Below are 16590 nucleotides of genomic sequence, written 5' to 3' on the forward strand. Positions count from 1 at the left end.
CCATCTCCCAGAGATGGGCGGGGCGATCGCGGATCGCCCCGCCCATCCATCAGGCCAAGTTGTTCACGAAGGTCTGACCGTGGTCGTCCCCTTCATGCTCCTCATTGTAGTGCTCGGGTTTCTCGATCACTTTCTGCCCGAACCGGGCATAGAGTGTCGGCAGCACGAACAGCGTAAGAAGCGTCGCCGAGATCAGACCGCCGATGACGACCGTCGCCAAAGGCTTTTGAACCTCTGCGCCGGCGCCTTCGCCCAGCGCCATCGGCACGAAGCCGAGGCTGGCGACTAGCGCGGTCATGATGACGGGTCGCAGACGCTGCATCGCGCCAACATGCGCGGCTTCCTCGCGGCTCATCCCTGATCGGATCAGATCTTGGATCGAGCTGACCATGACGAGGCCGTTGAGGACCGCGATGCCCGAGAGGGCGATGAAGCCCACTGCCGCCGAGATCGAGAAGTCCATGCCCCGCAGGAACAGCAACAGGACGCCGCCCACCAGCGCGAAAGGCACGCCGGTGAACACGATCGCGGCGTCGCGGACCGATCCCAACGCCCCGTAGAGGAGCAGCAGGATCAAGATGAAGCAAGCCGGAATGACCAGCTTCAGCCGTTCGCTTGCCGATTGGAGGTTCTCGAACTGGCCGCCCCATTCGAGATAGGTGCCGGCAGGCAGCCGGAGTTGGCTGCCGATCGCCGCCTGCGCATCCGCCACGACGGATCCGACGTCGCGGCCACGCACGTTGGCTTGCACCACCACGCGCCGCTTGCCGTTCTCGCGGCTGATCTGGTTCGGACCATCGACCACCTTGATCTCGGCGACGCTGGACAGCGGTACATAGCCGCCGCCTGCCACCGGCACCTGCACCTGTTGGAGCAGGCCGATGTCGGCACGCTGCGCCTCCGACAGGCGGATCACCACGGGGAAGCGACGGTCGCCCTCGAAGATCTGGCCCGATGTTCGCCCGCCGATCGTCGCAGTCACGGTGTCCTGCACATCCTGAGCCGTAACGCCCAACCGCGCCATCGCGTCGCGGTTGACGCGAATGTCGAGCATGGGAAGACCGGTCGTCTGCTCCACCTTCACGTCCGCTGCGCCTTGCGTTCTGCGCAGCACCGCCGCGATTTGCTCGGCCGTCCGGTTCATCTGGTTGAAGTCGTCCCCGAACACCTTCACCGCGATGTCGCCGCGCACGCCGGCGATCAGCTCGTTGAAGCGCATCTGGATGGGCTGGGTGATCTCGTAGGCATTTCCCGGAATCTTCGCGAGATTACCCTCGATCCGGCTGACCAGCTCCTCCTTGGGAAGCTCAGGATCCGGCCAATCCTTGCGCGGCTTCAGGATGACGAACATGTCGGTCGCGTTCGGCGGCATCGGGTCGGCCGCCAGCTCGGCGGTGCCCGTCTTGGAATAGACGAATTGCACCTCCGGCTGCTTCGACATCATCCGCTCGATCGGCACCTGCATCGCCTGGCTCTGCTGGACCGACGTTGCCGGAATGCGGAGCGACTGGATCAGCAAATCGCCTTCGTCGAGCTGCGGCAGGAACACCGAGCCGAGCGTAGTGAAAGCAAGCGCCGCCACCACAAGGCTTCCCACACCCGCACCGATCGTCAGCGTCGGGCGCTTCATGGCCCGGTCGAGACCGGGTTCGTAGCGCTTCTTCAGCCACGTGATGATGCGGCCGTCCTTCTCCTCGACCTTCTTCGACAGCCAGATCGCAATCATCGCCGGCACGAAGGTGAGAGAGAGGATGAAGGCGAAGGCGAGCGCGATGATGACGGTCAGCGCCATCGGTCCGAACGTTTTACCCTCCACGCCGGTCAGCGTGAGCAGCGGTACGTAGACGAGGATGATGATTGCCTGCCCGTACACAGAGGGACGGATCATCTCACGCGCAGCGGCTGCCACGGTCGCGAGCCGTTCCTTGACGCTGAGCAATCGGCCTTCATGATGCTGTTGCTCGGCAAGCCGGCGCAGCGCGTTTTCGACAATGATGACGGCGCCGTCGACGATCAGACCGAAGTCCAAAGCCCCAAGGCTCATCAGATTGGCCGAGACCCCAGCGCGCAGCATACCAAAGCCTGTCAGCATCATGGTGATCGGGATGACCAACGCCGCGATCAGGGCCGCACGGAAGTTGCCGAGCAGCAGGAAGAGCACGACGATGACCAGCACCGCGCCTTCGGACAGGTTTTTCGCGACCGTCTTGATCGTCGAATTGACCAGCTCGGTGCGGTTCAGCACCGGCTGAATTACGACGTCAGGAGGCAGCGAAGCGTTGATCGTCTTCAGTTTCTCAGCGACCGCGGTCGACACGATGCGGCTGTTCTCGCCGATCCGCATGATCGCCGTGCCGACGACGACTTCGGTACCGTTCTCCGATGCCGAACCCATGCGGATCGCCTGACCCGTCTTCACAGTCGCAACTTGTTCGACCGTGATCGGCACGCCGTTACGTGTCGCGATCACGGTCCTGGCCAACTCGCTGGCATTGCGAACGAGCGCATCCGAGCGAACAGCCAGACCTTCGCCATTGCGATTGACGAAGCCACCGCCGACGCTGGTGTTATTGCGCTCCAGCGCATTTCCCAGGTCCGTCAGCGTGATGCCGAGCGAGGCCAGCTTCTGCACGTCGGGCACGACGAGGAACTGCTTGGCGTAACCGCCAATCGAGTCGACACCGGCGAGGCCCGGTGTGGTCTTCAGAAGCGGCGTCACGATCCAGTCCTGCGCGGTGCGCAGGTAGGTCGCCTTGTCCTCTTCGGTCGTCAGTCGCTCGCCCTCTGGCGTGATGTAGCTGCCATCGGGCTGTTGGCCCGGTTCACCGGGCTTGTGCTTGTCGTCCTCGCGATGATCGAGACGAACGGTGTACATGTACACCTCGCCCAGGCCTGTCGCGATCGGACCCATTTCAGGGTTCACGCCGTCGGGCAGATTCTCTTGCACGCCCCGCAGACGCTCGCCCACCTGCTGGCGGGCGAAATAGATGTCCGTCGCGTCCGAAAAGACCGCCGTGATCTGCGCGAAGCCGTTGCGGCTCAACGAGCGCGTATATTCCAGGCCGGGGGTGCCGGCGAGCGCGGTTTCGATTGGAAACGACACCTGCTTCTCGACCAGCTCGGGCGAGAGGGCAGGCGCGCGGACGTTGATCTGGACCTGATTGTTGGTGATGTCCGGCACCGCGTCGATCGGTAGCCGGTAGAGGGAAAAGGCGCCGATGGCGGCGACGATGACGGTGAGGAGCAGGACTAGCCAGCGCTTCTCGACCGCCCAGGTTACGATACGGGCGATCATGGCTTAATCCTCGTGGCTCGCTTCGCCCTTGCCGATCTCGGCCTTGAGCGTGAAACTTCCGGTGGTGGCGATCTGTTCGTTGCCGGTCAGGCCCGACCGGACGATCACCGTGTCGCCCGACGCATCGCCGAGCTGGACCGGGGTCGCCTTGAAGCCGGTGGGCGTGCGCACGAACACGACCGACTTGCCCTCGAAACTCTGGACCGCCGTCGTCGGCACGCGGACCGCCCCGCTCCCGCCGCTGCCCGTGAGCTGCACGGCTGCCGTCACAGGCTCGCCGACCCGCCATTCGCCACCGCGATTGTCGAGGGTGGCGAGCGCAGGCACGAGCCGCGTCTGCGGATCAAGCGCCGGCGACACGAAGGTCACGCGGGCGGTCGCCTGACGGCCTGCCGCCTTCACCAGCACCGTATTGCCGGGACGCACCCGGCCCGCATCCTCGGGCTTGAGATTAAGCGCGATCGACACCTGGCTCAGGTTGGCGATGCGATAGAGTTCGGCATCCGCCGCGACCGTTTGTCCCAGCGTCACGGGGCGCGCAATGATCTGGCCCGAGATCGGCGCGGCAATGCCGAGCCGGTTGAGCCCGCCGCCGCCGACACCCGCCGCCGAAACCATGCTCTGCGCCTGCGTCAGGGCGATCCGCGCCTCCGTCGCCGCTGTGCGGGCGGCGATCAGATCCTGTTCAGGGGAGACTCTCTGCGCGAACAGCCGCTGTTCGCGCGCGAGGTTCGAATTAGCGAGCTGAAGCCGCGCCCGCGCCGCCTCGACCTCGCCCTTGATCTGCGCCGCCTCGCGGCTTTCGATGACCGCAATGGTCTGGCCGCGTCCGACCGATTGGCCGAGGTTACGGGTGAGCGCGACCACGCGTCCCGCAATTGCGGCCGAGACGACCTGCGTTCCCTGTGGGTCGCCCTCGATGATCGCGGGCAGCTCGATCGTCCCGGCCCCGCCGATGATCGGCCGTCCGACCTGGACGCCCGCTGTGGCGATCTGGTCGGCACCCAATGTGACGACGCCTTCACCGGCATGACCGCCTTCAGCACCGCCCTTTTCCGTGCCCGCTGCCGTCTCATTGGCAGCTGCGCCTTCGGCAGTTGCCTCGTTTCCGCCATCCTTGCCGCCGCAGGCAGCCAAGAGCAGGGCGAGCGACGCCGCGCCCGCGAGATAAAAGCTCTTCATCACTGATTCCCCCCATTGGGCGCACGAGCGGTCAGTCGCTCCACTTGCGCGCGGGCATTCTGGTAATTGGCAAGCGCGTCGATCGCGGCGACCCGCGTTTCGGCGAGCGTGCGTTCAGCATCGAGCAATTCGAGCTGGCCGAACTTGCCCTCGCGATAGCCGATCCGCGCGATGCGGGCGGCCTCCTGTGCAGCCGCCAGCGCCGGCCCCGACGCCGCACGAGCCGTCGTTGCGGCATTGGCCGCCTGCGCCTGCGCGTCCGTGATCGCCTGTTCGATGTCGAGCGCGGTCACGCGGCGCTGCGCATCCGCCTGGGTCCGCTGCGCGGTCGCCTGCGCAATCGCGGCGCGACCATTGTTGAACACCGGGATCGGGATCGACACGCTGAACACCGCCGCCATGTCGTTGGTCGCTTCCAGGCGGCGGATCGACGGCCCGACGTTCAGGTCAGGCACGCGATTGGCGCGCGCGAGCCGCACGCCGGCTTCGGCAATGGAGAAATCCGCGTTGGCTGCCGCCAGCGCGAGTGTGCCGGTCGTGTTGACCGGTGCCAACGGCCCATAGACGTTCACACCGGGAAGGCGATCGAGCAGCGTGTCATCGAGCAGGCCGTCGATCGGCCGTCCGATCCGACGCGCCAGATTGGCGCGGGCCGCCTCGGCCAAGCGAAGCTGCCGCTCCACATTGGCGTCGGCATTGATACGCGCGACATCCGCGCGCTGTTGCTCGAGTGGCGATGCCCGCCCTGCCTGCACGCGAACGCTCGCGGCCCGCAGCGCATCGCTGGCGATCCGGGCCTGATCGCGGGCTGTCATTACCCGGCGATCGGCCGCGACCGCTTCGACATAGAGCTGCGTTACCTGAAGCCGGACATCCGCCGCGATGATCGCGGCCTGGATCTCGGCCCGGGACAATTGCGCATTGGCGACCGCGACGCGGGCGCCGCGCTTGCCGCCTAGCTCGATCGGGATCGCAAAGCCGACCGTGGTTTCCGCGCTGCGGACCCCCCGATACGGCCCGGAGCCGATGACATTCTCGACTTGGCCTTGAACCACCGGATTGGGCCGCAAGCCGGCGACTGTGCGACCTGCACGGGCCGCGTCGATTCCAGCTGTCGCCGCTTCCGCAGCAGGGGCCGAACCGCCCGCTGCACTGACCGCTTGGTCAAGCGTGTAGACCGGCGCATCCTGCGCAACAGGCGCGGACGGTCCGACCTGCGCCTGCGCCATCGTGGCGCAAGACGCTGCGGCCAGCATGGCCGCGAGGATACGATTCATGAAAATAGGACTCCTGACGATGATCGACAGGGGCGCGCCAACGCACGCCCAAATCGGACGTCAGGCTTGGGGGGGCCTCAAATGGACCATGCCGGTGCGGCCGTCGAGCGACGCAGAGGCGGAGATTGTCGGCTTGGGCACTGTGAGGACGGGGGTATATTCCATCGTCGTGCGCGCAGGCGCGCCGACGTCGTGTCCGTGACAATAATTGTGATGATGCGGGACATTCTTGTCCGAGTCCGATGGCACCTGATCGATGTCACCGGCGGTATGGACCGTGAACTCAACGCCCGCGATGCTTCCCCCCGCCAGATCGGCGGCATGGGCCATGCCGGAGAAGCTGGTCAGGACCAGCATCAGGCATGTCAGGAAAGGCAAAAAGGCTCGCACTAGCTTGCCTCTATCACGGAAGGGTTTTCATGTCATTGCACTAATTCGAACCAAGGGTCACTGAGCCGGAACCCGAGCGGGATCGGTCGCGCCCGTTCCAGGCGAACCCGACCGCAATGGCGACCGCCATCAGGAGTTGCGCCAGCACCGATTGCCAAGTGGGAAACACGCCGAGCATCGACAGCCGTGGCACGTCCGCGAGCGGTGCGATGTTGATAAGGCCGGCTTCCTGGAGCGCGGCGACGCCTTTACCCGCCAGCACGACGGTCAGGACCGCCATGAGCCAGGAGCTATAGCGGAAGAACTGCGCGATCGGCAGCTTGCGACTGTAGCGAAGCATGGCCCAAGCGATCAGGCTGAGCAGTCCAATCGCCGACCCGGCCCCCGCGAGAAGCATCCCGTTGTCACCTTGCGCCGAAAGCGCGGCATAGAACAGGATCGTCTCGAAGACCTCGCGATAAACTACGACGAACGCCAGCCCGAACAGGAACCAGCCCGACCCGCCCGAGAGCGCCCGCGACATCTTCTCGCGAATATAGCGCTGCCACTGATCGGCCTGCGCCTTGCCGTGCATCCAAATCCCGACCGAGAGCAGCACGACCGCGGCGAACAGCGAGCCAAACCCTTCCGTCAGCTCCCGGCTCGCACCGCTGATCCCGATCGCATAGGTGGCGACCGCCCAGGTGATCCCGCCCGCGATGATCGCGCTGACCCAGCCGCCATGCACGTACCGCAGCGCCTCGCCGCGCTCGGCTTTACGCAGGAACGCGATCATGGCGACAACGATGAGCAGGGCTTCGAGCCCTTCACGCAGCAGGATCGTGAACGCGCCCAGGAACGTGGACGCTTCGGTGGCGGCATCAGGCGCGAGCGCCGCTTCCGCATCGTCGAAAAGGCCGCCCAGTACTGCGACCTTCTCCGCGAGATCATCGGGCGACGCGCCCCGGTCGATCGAGGCGCGGAACTCCCCCATCGCGCCCTCGATTCGACCCATCAGCGTCGCGTCGCGCGCGGTGAGTGTTGGCTCGATCGGCTCGAACCCATCGAGATAGGCCGACAGCGCCAGCTCTTTCGCCATGCGCGCATCGCCGCGCCGCGCAGCCGCCACGCTTTCGGCGAGTTTGGCGCGGGCGACCGCGAGCGAGCCGGGAGCCTGTTGTATCACCTGTTCGGGATGACGACGCAGGAACGCGAGCACTGGGTCAGCCTTGGCGTCGCCGATCGCCGCGCCGAGCGCGGCCGGGGTGAGCGCGACCAGGGTTTTCAGGTCCGGAATGCGCCGGCGAAGGGTCGGGTCGGATTTCCAAAGCCGCTCGCCTTCGCGCGCCTGCGCATCCGTGAAGGCGAAGCTCCCGGCTCGGAATGCTAACGCCCAGCGCTGATCGTTGGGCAGATCGGCGAAGCTCTGCATCGCGGTCCCGTCGATGCCTTGCGTCACCACCTGATAGAGCGCGAACACGCTGCGCTGGCGCGCGCGCTCGGCATCGGTGAAAGCAATCGGGGGCGTAGCGAGCTTGGCGGCGTCAGGGCCACGGCCGTTGCCCGTCATCCCGTGGCAGGACGCGCAGGATTGTCGGAACAGGGCATCGCTGGAGACGAGGTTCGGAGCCTTATCGGGCGCGAGCGGCACCGGGTAGGCGCGCAACAGATCGGCCGCGAGCCCGTGCGCCAATGTTGCCACCTGTTCAGTCGGTCCCTTTTCCGCGATCACCGCCTGGAGGTTGGCAGCCCGCTGGATGAGGGCTTGACGCTCCGGCTTCGCCGGCAGGCCCTGAAGCCGTGTCGAGACCGACGCGGCGAACTCCGTCATCTCGGCATATTCCGACGTGCTCTTGATCCGACCGTTGGCGACCGCGCCGCCATAATCGACGGCCATATAGTCGAGCAGCCGCCATGCGGTTTGCACGTCGCCGGGTTCGGCGATTGCCGCAGCAGGGATCAGCAGCGCCGCGAGCGCGGAGAGCAGCCGCAACGAGAGCATTGCCCGGATCAACGCGAGCAGACGCACTACCGCTCTCCCAATTCGCGCCGAGCGCCAGTGACGATTTCATAAGCGGAGTGGAGGAACAGGAGGGCGATGAGGCCGGCGACGGCGAGGTCCGGCCAGGCGCTTCCTGTCCACGCCACCAGACCGGCCGCGGCGATCACCGCCACGTTGGCGAGCGCGTCGTTGCGGCTGAACAGCCAGATCGCGCGAACATTGGCGTCCCCTTCCCGGAAACGCGCAAGCACCAAGGCGGACACGACATTGATCGCGAGCGCGACAACGCCGATTGTGCCCATCAGTTCGGCATCGGGCGCGGTTGCGTTCAGGGCGCGCCAAATCGCGAAACCGATTACGCCCACGCCAAGCGCACCGAGAAACAACCCCTGCGTCAGCGCGACCTTTGCCCTCGCCCGTGCGGACCAGGCAAGCGCGAGAAGACCGATAAGGCTGATCGACCCGTCCCCGAGAAAATCGAGGGAATCCGCTTTCAGCGCTTGGCTATCGGCGATGAACCCGCCGAACAGCTCGGCGACTCCGAAGCCGAGGTTGAGCACCACGACGGTCAGCAGCGCACGGCGATAGGCCGGATCGGTTTGCGCGCGCGCGGGCTCCCCGTGGCACCCGCAGCTTTCGGTAGAAGCATTCATGCGGCCTTCCTTACCACCTCCAGTCGCTGTAGAAGCAAGCGAAATGTGCGACACGTTCGCATAAGCAAGGATGGCATGATGAAGCCGGTGATGATTGGGCAGCTCGCCAGCGAGACCTCGACGAAGGTGACGACGATCCGCTTTTATGAGTCGATCGGGTTGCTCCGATCCGCCCCTCGCACGGCGTCGGGTCGCAGAACCTACGATGCCAGTGACATTGCGCGTTTGCACTTCATCCGCAACGGTCGCCGGCTTGGCTTCTCCGTCGACGAGATCCGTTCGTTGATGGGGCTGGCGCAGAACCCGGACCAGGATTGTGGTGCCGCCTCAGCTATCGCTGCTCAGCACCTCAAGGATGTGGAGGAGAGACTGGCGCAACTCGCGGTGTTGCGGGATGAGTTGGCAATGCTCAGCCAGAGCTGCACCAAGGCGCGCATGGCCGATTGTCGGATCATGAAGGCGATCGGCAAAGGCCACCCTCAAGCCGATCAATAATAATCGGCCAGCCTGAGCTCGCGCACATCACCCGAGGCCATCGTCAGCTTTACGAGGGTGCCAGCAGGCCGGGAGCGCACTTGCCAGAGCTCCCCACGCGTATAGTTCGCATCGATCGAATGGCCGTTCACCGCCACGATCCGGTCGCCGACCGCCCAGCCAGCCTTTTCCGCGGGACTGTTCGCCGCCACATGAACAACGGTGAGCGCCGTTGGTGAGGCTGCGAGGCCAAGGCCGCTACGGTCCTTCAGCATCGGCAGGCGACGACGAGGACCGAGTGGCCGGAGCCACACGAATCCGGCGGTCACGTCGAACACCACGTCGAATTGAGCGATCAGCGGTAGGCCGACATTGCCAACCGTGCTGGTGGAGAGCCAAGCTCTCATCCCGAGTGTGGGGACGTTCGAGACGCCAAGCCCTTCGATGTTGATGTTCTGGATCGTGAAAGCATCGTTGATACGCACACCATCGACGCCGCCGATCGCCGCGGTCGAGACGAGCTTCCCGTTCAACAGCCCTTGATCGCGGGCATAGGCCGACGAGAGCATCAGCGCGGCCGAGCTGCCAAGATCGATCATCAAGGGCACGGGAGGCAAACCCGAGACGGAAGCTCGAATGAACAGCTCCTGCTTGGCACCGCGCCCGAGCGCGACAGCGCGCCAGTCGGGACCGGCGAGAAACGTGCCTGACTTGACGACCGCCATACGCCTTTTCGCGAAATCGAGCGCGATGCAGCTACCCGTGAACATATCGGCACCGAGGAGGATATCGATCGGTCGTCCGAAGGCCGCCGACACTGAACTCAGATCACCAACGACGGCAAAGGGTAAGCGACGGGTTTCGCGGGCGAGCTGTACGTCGATGTCGCGGACCAGCAGCACCGGGGCCTTGGCGCTCAGCCCGCTAATCATGCGCCGCTCACCATCGTTCAAGCCGAGCTTCGCCGCGAGCGCCGTGCTCATGATCGACGCGCCGCTGCCACTGTCGAGCACCGCCCGCACCGGCACTCCGCGCACTTGTGCCGAAACAAGGAGGGTATCACCCGTGCCGACTTCCAGCGGCTCCCATTCGAGGTGAGCCGCACCGAAGTTCCACGAGCCCGCAGACCGGGAAGTCTGTCGCGCGAGCGTTGGAGAACCGAGCACCAAGCCGGTTCCACAGGCCACCAGCCGCGCCACTAATGAGCGTCGAGACATACCGATTGCTTCAACACGGGCCGTCAAAAAGCCACCTCCAGCCCCCCGTCCGCAGGAGAGCAAATTGCGGTTACATGCTCCAGCCACTGGAGGAGCAAGTGCTTTTGGTGCGCCCGAAAATCCTCAGAAGCGCTTGGAGAACTTTAGATGAAGGATGGTGCAGACCGCTTAGATGCCTTCCCGATAACGAACGGTTCCGGGGGACGCTGGGCCGATCGGGACCGCAAACGGTGTAAACGCTCGCGCTAAGTGGCGGCATTCTGATCGCGCTATTTGTCGGCGAGCGTCGCTACGCGGCTACCGGCTTGGTCTCGGCCGATCGCACATAGGCGTAGAGTTTTGGCTTGGAGATGCCGAGCATCGAGCAAATCTTGGCGATCGGCATCGTGTTCTCGTGGTAGAGCCTGACGGGCAGGTCGCGCTTTTCCTTGCCGAGTGCGGCCGGCCGGCCACCCTTCTTGCCGCGAGCGCGGGCTGCGGTGAGACCGGCCTGGGTCCGCTCGCGGATCAGGTTGCGCTCGAACTCCGCCAATGCCCCGAACAGGTGGAAGGTAAGCTTGCCCGACGTGGTGGTCGTGTCGATCGCCTCGTGCAGGCTCAGCAGCCCGACCTTTTCCTCGTCGAGGTAGGTCATCCATCCGATCAGATCACGGAGCGAGCGGCCGAGCCTGTCGAGGCGCCAGACCACCAGTGTGTCGCCGGCGCGAAGCAGCTCCTTCACCTTTTCCAATCCAGGGCGAGCGGCAGTCGCCCCGGAGGCCTTGTCGGTGATGACCTTCTCGCAGCCGGCAGCCTTCAGCGCATCACGCTGGAGGTCCAGGTTCTGCTCGGCGGTCGATACGCGGGCGTAACCGATTTTCATGCGTAGGGCCGGTGGCGCCCCGATCGGGCGCGGTTTGGGAAGAAAGTCGTCATCGGCAGGTCTATGTTGCCCTAGTTTTCTTTACCGGGTAGATTTACGTCGAACAGGCCGGTTTGGCAACGCGAGCGGACTCGCATGGCGATGGGCAGGCAAATCTCCGTTTTCCTTACCTGCGACACGGACCGTCGGCGGTGACGCATCCGGCGCTTGTCCCGCCGCTGGCGATCGAGCGCTACCGCGTCCTTGAACCGCACCTCGCCGATGGCATCCCGCTCGCGGACCTCGCCCGCACCGGCACGCTGAGCGAGCGGACGTTGCAGCGCTGGCTCGGGCGCTACCGTGCCGAAGGACTTGCCGGTCTCGCGCGTCTGCCGCGCAACGATCGGGGCAGGCTGCACCTGCCGGAACATCTGGTCGAACTGACCCGCACTCTCGCCACCAAGCGCCCGCGACCCCCGGTCGCCGCCATTCACCGAAAGGTGCAGGAACTCGCCATCGCGCATGGACACCGAACCCCCAGCTATGCGGCCGTCGCGCGTGTCGTCAGGGCGATACCGGCAAGCCAGATCGCCGCAGCCTCCGATCCGGCCGTCTACCGCGACCAGCACGAGCTAGTGCATCGGCGCGAAGCCGCGACCTCGAACGAGATGTGGCAGGCCGATCATACCGTTCTCGACATTCTCGTGCTCGATGATGCCGGAACCCGGTGCGTCCTTGGCTGACCGTCATCGTTGACGATCACAGCCGAGCCATCGCCGGTTACTTCCTCAGCCTCGATGCCCCCAGTGCCCTCAACACGGCGCTCGCCTTGCGGCAGGCGATCTGGCGCAAGCCCAATCCCGAATGGATCGTCAGCGGCATTCCCGAACAGCTTTACGTCGACAACGGCTCGGATTTCATCTCCGAGCATATCGAGCAGGCGTGCATCGCCCTCAAAATCCGCCTCATCCATTCGCTGCCGGGGCGTCCTCGCGGGCGCGGCAAGATCGAGCGGCTGTTCCGCACCATCAACGACATGTTCCTGCCCGACCTGCCCGGCCACCTGATCGCGGGCAAGCCGCTGTCGGCGCCAGTGCTCACGCTCGACGAGCTGCGCGCCCGCTTCGAGGCGTTCGTGTGCGGCGTCTATCATCGTCGCCCGCATGGCAGCACCGGCGAACCGCCGATCACGCGCTGGCAGAAGGGCGGGTTCCTGCCCGCAATGCCCGACAGCCTTGAACAGCTCGACATGCTGCTCGTGCACGTGCCCAAGCCCCGTAAAGTGCTGCGCGACGGCATCCGTCTGATGGGCAGGCGCTATGTCGAACCCACGCTCGCGGCCTTCGTCGGCGAGCAGGTCGAGGCGGTCTATGACCCCCGCGACCTGACCGAGATCCACGTCTACCACCAGGGCCGGTTCGTCTGCCGTGCGCTCAGCTCCGAGCACGCTGGGCACCCGTCGTTGCGCGCGATCCAGCGCGCCCGGCGCGGCGCGAAGGAGCGCGACAAGCAGGTGCCTGCCCCCACGGAGACCTTCGATGGCGACCAAGAGGATACGGCTTCCCGGCCCACCACCTACCGAGGGCTCCGGCTCTACGCCGCTGACGATTGAGTTCCTGGTCGAGCAGCCGTTCCTGGCGACCCGCGAACATGCCCGGTTCGTCGAGTTTGCCGAAGCCTGCGCGCACTACCGCTATATCGGCGTGTGTCATGGCCGGCCGGGCGTCGGAAAGACGCGATCGGCGCGCGAGTTTTCCAGCTTCCCCGACCTGGGGGAATATGCCGCGCTCCGTCCCATTGCCGCGCTCCTTGGCGAAAAGGTCGCTCGCTGCCGCGCCGTCTTCTACACCGTGTCGGTCAGCAACACGCCCAAGACGATCGACGCGGTGTTGGGCCTCAACCTCATTAAGCTGGGCTATGCCCGGCTGACGGTCGCGGGCGGCTCGCAGGACGAAATCACCCATGACGCCGCCCGCATCGCCTGCCCCCTCGTCATCGTCGACGAGGCCGACCGCCTGACCATAAAGTCGCTCGAACATCTCCGCGACATGGCCGATCGCCACGGCTTCGGGCTGATCCTGATGGGTATGCCGGGCTTGGAGAAGCGCCTCGCCCGCTATGCCCAGCTCTACTCGCGGATCGGCTTCGTCCACGAGTTCAAACCGCTTACCGAGACCGAAATGCGGCTGCTGCTCGCGACCCACGCCGGCGATTTCGGGATCAGCTTCGACCCGGCCCAACTCGACGCGATCGAAGCGCAGGCAGCCGTGATCCGCATCACGCGCGGCAACTTCCGGCTCATGGAGCGCCTGTTCGCGCAGATGCGGCGGATCATGACCCTCAACCGCGTCGAGGAGGTCACCGCTGACATCGTTCAGGCCGCGCGCGATTGCCTCGTCATCGGACCCGGCAACTGACAAATAGCGCGATCAGAACGCCGCCATTTAGCGCGAGCGTTTACACAGGATAAGATCCATACCGTTTCCGGAACCACTTTCTTGTTTCCTCTTCGAAATTGGACTGTGCTGATGAGTTTGAGCGATGGTGGCTTCGCTCATACACTACGCGCTACCAGGCCCCTGCCCGTTTCTTAGGCTTAACGTTGTAGCTCAAGACCCCGGGGGCTCAGCCTCCCTTCTCCGGTTCTTGCCGCTGCGCAAATCCCTCGATCTACCTGCCGCCGTCGTGTGGTCGCACGGCATCATCCAAAGACCTATTTAGGCCGTCATGACTAGCCAATCTTCGCCATAAGGCGCCCCGCCGCCCCCTGCTCTGCCGCGAGATTGCGATTATAAGCGAGCGGCATCCGCGGCGACTTCCACCGCAGCGCGTCCATGATGCCGGCCAAATCCTCCCCGCTGGCGAACAGGTCCTGATTGAGCCCGATCCGCGTCGAGTGCGCACTGATCCCCTTCAGCAACCGCGCCAGATCGTCCGCCGTCAAATCGGGCAGCGCGCCACGGTCGAACGCGCGGCCGATGATCGACCGAAAGATTGGTCCGATCGAGCCCGGGTGCAGCGCCACGGCGCCGATGTCATACTCGACCCGCGCCTTCACAGCGGGCTTGGACAGCGTCTTGCGCAGATCCCAGGTCTCCCGGCCCGAGATGCTGTCGATCGAACGACCCTTCACAGCCGCCCGCGCTTTGTAGCGCCGTACCTGCACCCGCCGGAACAACGGCCCCGCGTCGATCCCAGCGGCCTCTCTCCACGCCGCGACAGCCCGCACAGAGCGGGGCGACAAATAGGCTGTGGCTCCCTCGCCCTCCTGATCGCCTTTGCTTCGCGCGATGGCGAGGAGGCGCGCTTCGGGATCAAGCGCCTCGAGAATGTCATTGATGCTGATTGCGACGAGCTCCGATGCACGGAGCCCCGTGTCATAGGCCACCGACAACAGGGCTCGGTCCCGCAAGCCTGGCAGATCGCCCGCGCACGCCTCCAGCAAAGCTCGCACATTCAGTCCGCGAGGACTGTCGCGCTCCACGTCTCGCACTGGCCCCTTGAAGCGCAAGGGACGCGCCTGAGCCTGCGCGGTGCCCTTCTCGCGCCGGATCGCGCGTAGCCGCAGCTTCACGAGATCAGCCTGGGTGGGATCCTTGAGATCAAGCAGCTGATGGATCTTGGCGATCGACGCCTTGTAGCGGCCAAGCGAGGCGGGCTTGGCCCCCTGCCCTGCCCGCGCGTCGAGATAGTCGGCGACGATCTCGGGCGTGGCCGGCAGTGCAATCCGGTTGTTGCGCCGACACCACGCATCGAACGCCTCGACGTCGGACTTGAGCGCACGGATGCTGTGGGGCGATGAAGCGGCCTGATAGGCGGCGATCAGGCCCTCGTTGACGGTGATGCGCTCGCCGGCGCGCATCTGCACGATCGTCCACGCAAGGTCGGCCGGCGCCCTGATGTCGGCTGCCAAAATTGACGTCATCGACGCCTTCCGTGACAGGGTTCGCGTGCCATAATTGATGGCAATGCGGCACGCGCATTTACACGCCGCTGAATTGAACTACCTTCCCTGTCATGTCCGCGGTCCCTTCCTGGCGTGCTGGCTTCGAATTGGAGGTCATCCTCGGTGACCTAGGCGATCCCCGTTTCGAACGAGAACTACGTGAGGGTGAGGCCATGGACGAGGCTTCGCCGACCTTCTGCCGGGCCTTCGCGTCAAAATTGCGCGAGCTGACAGGACGATCTTGGTCAGCCCCCTCCAAATCCCCGAAGCGCCCCGGCTTCTACGTTGTCCCGGAATATGGGCTGGACCCATTGAATTGGCCGGAATGCCGCCTCGCCGGCGTGGAACTGTTGACTCCTCCGTTGCCCCTCGACGAAGCTGAGGCGGTCAGAACCGAACTCTACGAGGCAATCTACGAGATCGACGGCGATTTCAATTTCTTCGCCAGTGAACACACCGATGGCTGCGGTTGGCACATCAACATTGATGCCGGTGATGGCTACCGGCTCGATCCGGACCGCTTCATCCTCGGCGTCGATGAACTGCTGCTGCTCGCGAACAACGATCGGCTGTTCAGCCGCTACACTGGCCTGCAACGCCATGCTGTAGGCGTTCCGCTGCTGCGCCATCTGGCGCAAGATCCGGAAGGCAAGTTCCTACTCGGAACGGCCCTCGGCAATCTGCTCGATGCGAGTGCCGGACGCGACAAAGGCTACGCCGCCAACTTCGGCAAGCTCTTGAAGGGCTATCTCGAATTGCGCCATTTCAGCGCAGAGTCGTTCTTCAACGGCCCCCATCTCATCGAGCAACTCGAGCGCATACCCGCGGCCTTCGAGGTTTGGCCCGCCCACAGCCATCCCTTCGAGCAGGCCTTCCGCCACAAGTTCCTGCTGCTTTCGCGCTGGCTTGCCCGCATTCGCGCCAAGCTGGAGTGGAATCTGACCCACGGCCTGGTCGCCGCCGCGGGTCGCGTCCATTTCGCCGGCGAGCCGCTCGGCCACCTGATGGCCAATGGCCTGGTCGAGCTCAATCTCTACGGGCGCGGCGAACATGAGTATGTCGCCACCATCCGCGACATCGTCCTCGCCGATATTCCCGAAGCGGTCGCCTTGCTCGCGCTCGATCTTGCCGAGCTCTACAATCTCGGCGTCCGGCAGCGTGCCAGCAGCAACAAAGCGTTTCAGCGGGCAGTGCTCCAGCTGGCCGGACAACTGAGAAAGGCGCCTGGCCTTTCGAGTTCAGCGCAGCTGGACGAGCTGGCGAAGGTCGAGACGCTGCGACGGGCGATGCATCCGCAATTCTATGCGGCAACCAAGCCATAGAGCTACCCGCCC

At 65.0% G+C, this 16590-nt stretch carries 12 protein-coding genes and 1 pseudogene; 4 read left to right on the forward strand and 9 right to left on the reverse strand.

Annotation, left to right across the window (positions count from 1 at the left end):
• Positions 1-49 precede the first annotated feature (49 nt).
• The 6 genes from FA702_RS21825 to FA702_RS21850 form a co-directional block, all read right to left on the reverse strand.
• On the reverse strand, positions 50-3295 hold the full coding sequence (locus FA702_RS21825) for an efflux RND transporter permease subunit (RefSeq protein ID WP_004212878.1): 3246 nt from the start codon (positions 3293-3295) through the stop codon (positions 50-52).
• 3 nt (positions 3296-3298) lie between these two features.
• Complete coding sequence (locus FA702_RS21830; protein ID WP_004212877.1) at positions 3299-4477, reverse strand: efflux RND transporter periplasmic adaptor subunit; 1179 nt, start codon at positions 4475-4477, stop codon at positions 3299-3301.
• Positions 4477-5754, reverse strand: a complete 1278-nt coding sequence (locus tag FA702_RS21835; protein WP_004212875.1) for a TolC family protein — start codon at positions 5752-5754, stop codon at positions 4477-4479. Before FA702_RS21835 ends, FA702_RS21830 begins: the two co-directional genes overlap by 1 nt.
• A gap of 60 nt (positions 5755-5814) precedes the next feature.
• Positions 5815-6111 (reverse strand): hypothetical protein, encoded by a 297-nt coding sequence (locus FA702_RS21840; RefSeq protein WP_007406840.1) that lies wholly within the window; start codon positions 6109-6111, stop codon positions 5815-5817.
• A gap of 73 nt (positions 6112-6184) precedes the next feature.
• Entirely contained in the window at positions 6185-8152 is a 1968-nt protein-coding gene (locus FA702_RS21845) for a cytochrome c/FTR1 family iron permease (RefSeq protein ID WP_004212871.1), read from the reverse strand.
• Positions 8152-8778: a cation transporter gene (locus tag FA702_RS21850; protein WP_004212870.1), complete on the reverse strand. Its 627-nt coding sequence runs from the start codon at positions 8776-8778 to the stop codon at positions 8152-8154. The genes FA702_RS21845 and FA702_RS21850 overlap by 1 nt, the downstream gene beginning before the upstream one ends.
• 75 nt (positions 8779-8853) lie before the next feature.
• Here FA702_RS21850 and FA702_RS21855 point away from each other — a divergent pair, with 75 nt between their 5' ends.
• Positions 8854-9273, forward strand: a complete 420-nt coding sequence (locus FA702_RS21855; RefSeq protein ID WP_136958159.1) for a helix-turn-helix domain-containing protein — start codon at positions 8854-8856, stop codon at positions 9271-9273.
• On the opposite strand, the gene FA702_RS21860 is transcribed toward FA702_RS21855, so the two are convergent.
• Both FA702_RS21860 and FA702_RS21865 read right to left on the reverse strand, forming a co-directional pair.
• Entirely contained in the window at positions 9267-10469 is a 1203-nt protein-coding gene (locus tag FA702_RS21860; protein WP_013039112.1) for an aspartyl protease family protein, read from the reverse strand. The two genes, FA702_RS21855 and FA702_RS21860, sit on opposite strands and share 7 nt — an antisense overlap.
• Before the next feature lie 289 nt (positions 10470-10758).
• Positions 10759-11331 carry a recombinase family protein gene (locus tag FA702_RS21865; RefSeq protein ID WP_021224432.1) on the reverse strand — a complete coding sequence of 191 codons (573 nt, stop codon included), beginning with the start codon at positions 11329-11331 and terminating at the stop codon, positions 10759-10761.
• A 191-nt stretch (positions 11332-11522) separates the two neighbouring features.
• On the opposite strand from FA702_RS21865, the pseudogene FA702_RS23620 reads away from it, so the two are divergent.
• Both FA702_RS23620 and FA702_RS21875 read left to right on the forward strand, forming a co-directional pair.
• Positions 11523-12922: pseudogene (locus FA702_RS23620) on the forward strand (Mu transposase C-terminal domain-containing protein).
• On the forward strand, positions 12849-13727 hold the full coding sequence (locus FA702_RS21875) for an AAA family ATPase (protein WP_009824028.1): 879 nt from the start codon (positions 12849-12851) through the stop codon (positions 13725-13727). Before FA702_RS23620 ends, FA702_RS21875 begins: the two are co-directional and overlap by 74 nt.
• A gap of 314 nt (positions 13728-14041) precedes the next feature.
• Here FA702_RS21875 and FA702_RS21880 read toward each other — a convergent pair whose 3' ends face one another.
• Positions 14042-15235, reverse strand: a complete 1194-nt coding sequence (locus FA702_RS21880) for a tyrosine-type recombinase/integrase (RefSeq protein WP_136958160.1) — start codon at positions 15233-15235, stop codon at positions 14042-14044.
• Between the two features lie 194 nt (positions 15236-15429).
• On the opposite strand from FA702_RS21880, the gene FA702_RS21885 reads away from it, so the two are divergent.
• Positions 15430-16578 (forward strand): hypothetical protein, encoded by a 1149-nt coding sequence (locus FA702_RS21885; protein WP_136958161.1) that lies wholly within the window; start codon positions 15430-15432, stop codon positions 16576-16578.
• Positions 16579-16590: the final 12 nt, after the last annotated feature.

It is taken from the genome of Novosphingobium sp. EMRT-2, assembly GCF_005145025.1.
Classification (GTDB): Bacteria; Pseudomonadota; Alphaproteobacteria; order Sphingomonadales; family Sphingomonadaceae; genus Novosphingobium.

Coding starts and splice junctions, on each gene's coding strand:
- FA702_RS21825 (WP_004212878.1), bottom strand. CDS start 3,295: ATGATCGCCCGTATCGTAACCTGGGCGGTCGAGAAGCGCTGGCTAGTC.
- FA702_RS21830 (WP_004212877.1), bottom strand. CDS start 4,477: ATGAAGAGCTTTTATCTCGCGGGCGCGGCGTCGCTCGCCCTGCTCTTG.
- FA702_RS21835 (WP_004212875.1), bottom strand. CDS start 5,754: ATGAATCGTATCCTCGCGGCCATGCTGGCCGCAGCGTCTTGCGCCACG.
- FA702_RS21840 (WP_007406840.1), bottom strand. CDS start 6,111: ATGCTGGTCCTGACCAGCTTCTCCGGCATGGCCCATGCCGCCGATCTG.
- FA702_RS21850 (WP_004212870.1), bottom strand. CDS start 8,778: ATGAATGCTTCTACCGAAAGCTGCGGGTGCCACGGGGAGCCCGCGCGC.
- FA702_RS21855 (WP_136958159.1), top strand. CDS start 8,854: ATGATGAAGCCGGTGATGATTGGGCAGCTCGCCAGCGAGACCTCGACG.
- FA702_RS21860 (WP_013039112.1), bottom strand. CDS start 10,469: ATGTCTCGACGCTCATTAGTGGCGCGGCTGGTGGCCTGTGGAACCGGC.
- FA702_RS21865 (WP_021224432.1), bottom strand. CDS start 11,331: ATGAAAATCGGTTACGCCCGCGTATCGACCGCCGAGCAGAACCTGGAC.
- FA702_RS21875 (WP_009824028.1), top strand. CDS start 12,849: ATGGCGACCAAGAGGATACGGCTTCCCGGCCCACCACCTACCGAGGGC.
- FA702_RS21880 (WP_136958160.1), bottom strand. CDS start 15,235: ATGACGTCAATTTTGGCAGCCGACATCAGGGCGCCGGCCGACCTTGCG.
- FA702_RS21885 (WP_136958161.1), top strand. CDS start 15,430: ATGGACGAGGCTTCGCCGACCTTCTGCCGGGCCTTCGCGTCAAAATTG.